Below are 5,388 nucleotides of genomic sequence, written 5' to 3' on the forward strand. Positions count from 1 at the left end.
CTCCGCCGCCGCCAGCGCGGCCAGCACCGCCCGCCCCTCCGCCTCGCCCCAGCGGTTGGAGCCGGACGGCCCGCCGATCAGCGCCGCGAGCCGGGGGCGGGCCAGCCCCTCGAGCCGCGCCGCCCAAGGCGCCGCCGCTTCGCGCGCCCCCTCCTGCGTCACCGCCGACAGCGCGCCGAGCGTGGTCAGCACCCCCGGCCCGGTCCGCCCGTCATGTTCCGGCAGGATCAGCGCATCGAACGCCCCCGCCCCCATGCGCGGGTCGAGAATCTGCGCCGCCCGGGTCGCTCCTCCCGACAGCGCCTTCATGGCCGCCGCCGCCGGGGCCGACCGGCGCCCGGCCGAGATCACCAGCGCCGGCCAGGGCCTCGCCAGCGCCGCAGGGTCGAGATAGGCCGAGAACGGCCAGCCCCCCGCCCGCGCGGGCGGGATCGACCATGCCCAGGCCGGCGCCCGCGCCGCCCAGCCGCGCGGGACGGCGCGCCGGATCTCGGCCTGGGCATAGCCATGCGCCTGCAAGGCGCGGGCGAGCGCGCGGGCCGGATTCTCGTTCCCCGGACGACCGTCGGTCACCAACCAGACGTCGCAGCCGGCTCTTACGTCACGTCCTTCGCCCTGGTTTCGCATCGACTCCATTTCCGAATCTTGCGCTCATGCGCAACATCATTGCATTGTCGCGCCCGACCTACGCAATTCGGCGCGCCTGCGCCGCGCCCCCCTGCCACGCATCCGGGGACGCGACGGCCGCCCCCGTTCAGGACCGCTCATGCCGCCCGCCAAGCTCGATCCCATCGACCGCAAGATCCTCGCCGAGCTGCAGGCCGACGGCCGCATGACCAATGTGGAGCTGTCGCGCCGCGTCGGCATCTCCGCGCCGCCCTGCCTGCGCCGGGTCCGGGCGCTGGAGGAGACGGGGTTCATCGAGGGCTATCACGCCCGGGTCAACGCGCGGCAGCTGGGCTTCGAGGTCGGGGTCTTCGCCATGGTCTCCCTGCGCTCCCAGGCCGAGACCGACCTGAACGCCTTCGAGGACCGCGCCCGGTCCTGGCCGCTGGTCCGCGAATGCCACATGCTCAACGGCGAGATCGATTTCATCCTGAAATGCGTGGCGCCGGACCTGTCGACCTTCCAGCGCTTCCTGACCGGCGATCTGGTGTCCGCCCCCAACGTCGCCGGCGTGAAGACCTCGCTGGTGATCCGCGAGACCAAGTGGCAGCCCGGCGTGCCCTTCGACGTGCTGGAAGCCCGCTCCGCCGCCGACTGACCGCCCTCACCCCGCCACGGGCAGCTCCAGCGACAGCGCCGACAGCGGCTCGGCCCCCTGCGGCCCGATCAGGCTGGTGCGCCCGAGGCTCATCGCGGCGCCGCTGTCGCTGTCGGCGAGGATCATGTGCAGGAAGAACACCATGTTCTCCGCCATGATCGTCGGCGCGCCTTCGTAGAACATCTGCGGATCCATCCAGCTGGGCGCGAAGCGGGCGCCGAGGCTGTAGCCGCAGGCATTGAGCCGATGCGCGGCAAGCCCGTGGGCGTCGAGCACCCGCGCGTGGGCCGCGAACACATCCGCCATCGGCCGCCCGGGGACGAGCGCCGCCTCGCAGGCCTCCAGCGCCTCCCGCGCGGCGGCGTGCATCGAGATATGCTCCGGCCGGGGCTCGCCGATCACCGCGGCGCGCATGTTGGCGACGTGATACTGCCGCGCCACCCCGGCCCATTCCACCGTCACCTGATCGCGCGCATCCAGCCGCCGCCGCCCGGACTGGAAGCGGCAGAGCAACGCCAGCTCGCCGGAGCCGAGGATCGCGGGATTGGCCGGATAATCCCCGCCCTCCGCGAACATGCCGCCTTGGAGGGCCGCGAGGATCTCCGCCTCCTCCACCCCCGGCCCCATCGCCGCGAAGGCGCGCTCCCAACCGGCGTCGGCGATGCGCGCCGCCTCGCGGACCCATGCGATTTCCGCGGGGCTTTTGACGAGCCGCAGGGCGGGGACGAGGTCCGAGGCCTCGACCAGCGTCGCCCGGCCCGCCAGCCGCGCCTCGACCCGTTTGCCGTTGGCCATGGTCAGACCGTGGGTGTCCGTCTCCCACCCCAATCGCTTTCCGGCGAGCCCGAGGTCCGCCAGCATCGCCCAAAGGTCCGCCGACGGGTCGACCCCGGCGCCGTCCTTCCAGATCCGGATATCGGCGAGCGTCGAGGTCAGCTGCGCCTGCCGCAGATCGGCGGAGCGGGTCAGCAGCGCCATCCGCTCGGGCGTCACCACGAGGCACTGGAAGAAACAGTAGCCGAAGGTGTCGTAGCCGGTCAGCCAGTATTGGCTTTCGGGGGCGAAGAGCAGCAGGGCGTCGAGGCCGCGGGCGGCCATATCCCTGCGCAGGGCGTCGGCGCGGGCATCGAATTCGGCAGGGGAAAAATGCAGCATCAGGCGGGGACCGGCAAGGCGATGGCGGAGGCGAGGCGGCCGTAGTCGCCCTCGCTCCGGTGCACGGCGCGGCGGTTCGAATAGAAGCGGGCCTCGTCGCGATAGGTGCAATGACCCAGCCACTCGGCCTCGCCCACGCCCGCCTCGCGCAGGCGGCGCAGGCCATAGCCGGGCAGGTCGAACATCGGGCGGCCGTTGGGGCCGCCGGCGAAGAAACGCGTCGCCTCGGGGTCGTCGGCGGCGAAGTCGTCGAGGAATTCGGGGCCGACCTCATAGGCGGCCTGGGAGATGCAGGGGCCGATGACGGCGCGGGTGCGGCCGCGGTCGGCGCCGAGGCGCTCCATGGCCGCCAGCGTCGCCTCAAGCACCCCGCCCAAGGCGCCGCGCCAGCCGGAATGGGCGGCGCCGATGACTTTCGCCTCCGGATCCAGGAACAGCACCGGCATGCAGTCGGCGGCGAGCGCCACCAGCGCCAGCCCCGGCTCGGCCGTCGCCATCCCGTCGGCCTCGCGCGCCGCGCCAGGCCCCCAGGGCCCTTCGACGGTCAGCACCCGGTCGGAATGGATCTGGTGGAGGAAGAGCAGCCGGTCAGGCGCCACGCCCATCGCGGCGGCCACCCGCGCCTTGTTCTCCGCCACCGCGGCCTGATCGTCCTTCGACCCCGCCCCGCAGTTCAGCCCCGCCCAGATCCCGCCCGAGACGCCGCCCTCCCGCGTGAAGAACCCGTGGCGGGCGGGGGCGAGGCTGCTTGCGGTCAGCGGGCGGAGATCGGCGTCGGTCATAGCGGGCTCCCGTTTCGCGCCCCCGCGCTCAGATCCCGGCGGGGCGCGGATGCGCGGGGCCGGTGAGGACGAGGACCTTGAACAGGTCGCCCATCTCCTCGGGGTGGGTCAACCGGCGATGCGCCGCGATGATGGCTTCAACAGGATCTTCCGCCGCCGCGCGCCCCGGTTCGAGCGGGGTGAGGGAGGGCGGGTGGGGAACCCCGGTCGAGCCGGGGCGCGCGGCGGCCTGCGACGTCGTTCGCGCCAACGCCTGCGCCCGGGCTGTGATCCCCAATCGCTCCAGAAACGCGCCTTGCGTGGCCAAGGGCCAGGCCCGCGCGCCCTGCCCCTCCGCCGCCCGGGCCAGCGCCGAAAAATCCACATGCGCGGTCAGGTCCGCCAGACCCGGCGCCTCCAGCGGGTCGGCGAAAGCGTGCCCGCGCAGCGCCTGAAACGTGTCGCCCCCCTGCGGCGGGCGGGCGCCGTAGCCGTAGTCGATCACCGCCGCCGCGCCCCCGGTCCGCGCCAGCCGCGCGCCGATCCAGGCCGCCGCGGCCTCGCCCGACGGACAGGTCTCCACCACCGCCCCCTCCGGCCCCGCCCCGTCCCAGGGCGCCGCGCCGCCGAGGCCCAGCGTCAGCGCGCCCTCCGCATCCACCCCGACCACCCGCTCCCGCCAGCGCCCGCCGAGGCGAAGAAACTGGCGGATGGGGAGCGCGTCGAAGAACTCGTTGGCGACCAGCAGCAGGGGGGCGTCGTCGGGCAGATCCTCGAACCGCTCGAACCAGAGCGGATCGCGGCCCGCCAGCGCCTCGGCCTGACGGGCGCGGAGCGCGGGGCTCGTCTCGATCAAGTGAGGGCGCGCCGCCGCCGCGAACCCCGGAACCCCGGCGCCGGCGCGCAGCGCATCGGCCATCAGCGTGCCCCGCCCCGGCCCCGGCTCGGCCAGCACAACCTTCGCAGGCCGCCCCAGGTCGATCCAGGCCTGCGCGAGCCACAGCCCCAGCAGTTCGCCGAACATCTGGCTGATCTCGGGCGCGGTCGTGAAATCCCCAGCCGCGCCCAGCGGGTCGCGGGCGATGTAGTAGCCGTGGCGCGGATGGCCGAGGCAGAGGCTCATGTATTCCGACAGCGGCATCGGCCCGCCCTGCGCGATCCGCGCCCGGATCAGCGGCAGCAGCGGCGGCTCGGGGCTCATTCCACCCCCTCCGCCCGCTCCCGCGCCCACATCCCGCGCCGCGCCGCGACGATCACCGCGATCCCGGCGAGGATCATCGGGATCGACAGGATCTGCCCCATGGTCAGTCCCGCCTCCGGCCCCCATTGCCAGGCGAGGCCCAGCGGGTTGCCTTCGGTCTGCATGAACCGGTCGGGCTGGCGCACGAACTCGACGACGGACCGCGCCAGTCCATAGCCCACCAGGAACACCCCGATCATCGCGCCCGGCCGCTTCAGCCAGCCGGCGCGGGTGGCGAGCCACCACATGATGAGGAACAGGCACGCCCCCTCCAGCCCCGCCTCGTAGACCTGCGAGGGGTGGCGCGGCTCGGGCCCGCCATTGGGGAAGATCACCCCCCAGGGCAGGTCGGTGTGGCGGCCCCAGAGCTCGGCGTTGATGAAATTCGCGATGCGCCCCAGCAGCAGGCCGATGGGGGCGGCGCAGGCCACCGCGTCGCCCACCTCCATCACCGGGCGTCTTTTCACGCGCGACCACAGCGCGACGCCGGCGATCACGCCCAGAAACCCGCCGTGAAAACTCATGCCGCCGTTCCAGATCGCCGGGATCTCGGCGGGATGGGCGAGATAATAGGCGGGCTGGTAGAACAGCACGAAGCCCAGCCGGCCGCCGGCGATGACGCCGACCACCATCCAGGTGAGCAGTTCTTCCACCTCGGCCGGGGCCATCGGGGCCGGGCCCTGCCACAGCGCCGGGCGGGCCATCAGACGCGCCACATAGCGCCAGCCGAGCACCAGCCCGACGATATAGGCCAGCGCGTACCAGCGCAGCGAGAAGCTGAAATCCCCGACCTCAAGCGAGAAGATCGCCGGATCGATGTTCGGGAAGGGTATGGCGAACATGGGGTCTCCGCCCGTTGGCCGGGCCGGAGCGCCCGCCGCGCAGTCATGGCGCCTGCGCGGCGCGAAGGCCAGCGAACCGGGGTCGCGGCGCGGCGCGGGACGCGGCCCCCGGGCGGCGGCGCCGCC

Annotated in this window: 6 protein-coding genes; 1 reads left to right on the top strand and 5 read right to left on the bottom strand. The window is 73.5% G+C overall.

Annotated features, from left to right (window positions below; genetic code table 11):
- Nucleotides 1–573: ELM1/GtrOC1 family putative glycosyltransferase (locus ACTB72_RS20240; RefSeq protein ID WP_463038829.1), on the bottom strand; the 573-nt coding region annotated here is incomplete at its 3' end.
- Nucleotides 574–766: 193 nt separating this feature from the next.
- Between ACTB72_RS20240 and ACTB72_RS20245 the strand changes: the two genes are divergently transcribed.
- Nucleotides 767–1,264, top strand: coding sequence for an Lrp/AsnC family transcriptional regulator (locus ACTB72_RS20245; protein WP_463038830.1), 498 nt, complete (start codon nt 767–769; stop codon nt 1,262–1,264).
- Nucleotides 1,265–1,270: 6 nt separating this feature from the next.
- On the opposite strand, the gene ACTB72_RS20250 is transcribed toward ACTB72_RS20245, so the two are convergent.
- The 4 genes from ACTB72_RS20250 to lgt are packed head-to-tail and all read right to left on the bottom strand — an operon-like array spanning nt 1,271 to nt 5,262.
- A complete protein-coding gene (locus tag ACTB72_RS20250; RefSeq protein ID WP_463038831.1) occupies nt 1,271–2,419 on the bottom strand; it encodes a M24 family metallopeptidase in 1,149 nt (382 codons plus the stop codon).
- Nucleotides 2,419–3,201, bottom strand: a complete 783-nt coding sequence (gene pgeF, locus ACTB72_RS20255) for a peptidoglycan editing factor PgeF (RefSeq protein ID WP_463038832.1) — start codon at nt 3,199–3,201, stop codon at nt 2,419–2,421. Before pgeF ends, ACTB72_RS20250 begins: the two co-directional genes overlap by 1 nt.
- Nucleotides 3,202–3,229: 28 nt before the next feature.
- Nucleotides 3,230–4,381, bottom strand: coding sequence for a class I SAM-dependent methyltransferase (locus tag ACTB72_RS20260; RefSeq protein WP_463038833.1), 1,152 nt, complete (start codon nt 4,379–4,381; stop codon nt 3,230–3,232).
- Entirely contained in the window at nt 4,378–5,262 is an 885-nt protein-coding gene (lgt, locus tag ACTB72_RS20265) for a prolipoprotein diacylglyceryl transferase (RefSeq protein WP_463038834.1), read from the bottom strand. The genes ACTB72_RS20260 and lgt overlap by 4 nt, the downstream gene beginning before the upstream one ends.
- Nucleotides 5,263–5,388: the final 126 nt, after the last annotated feature.

Source organism: Albimonas sp., assembly GCF_055129145.1.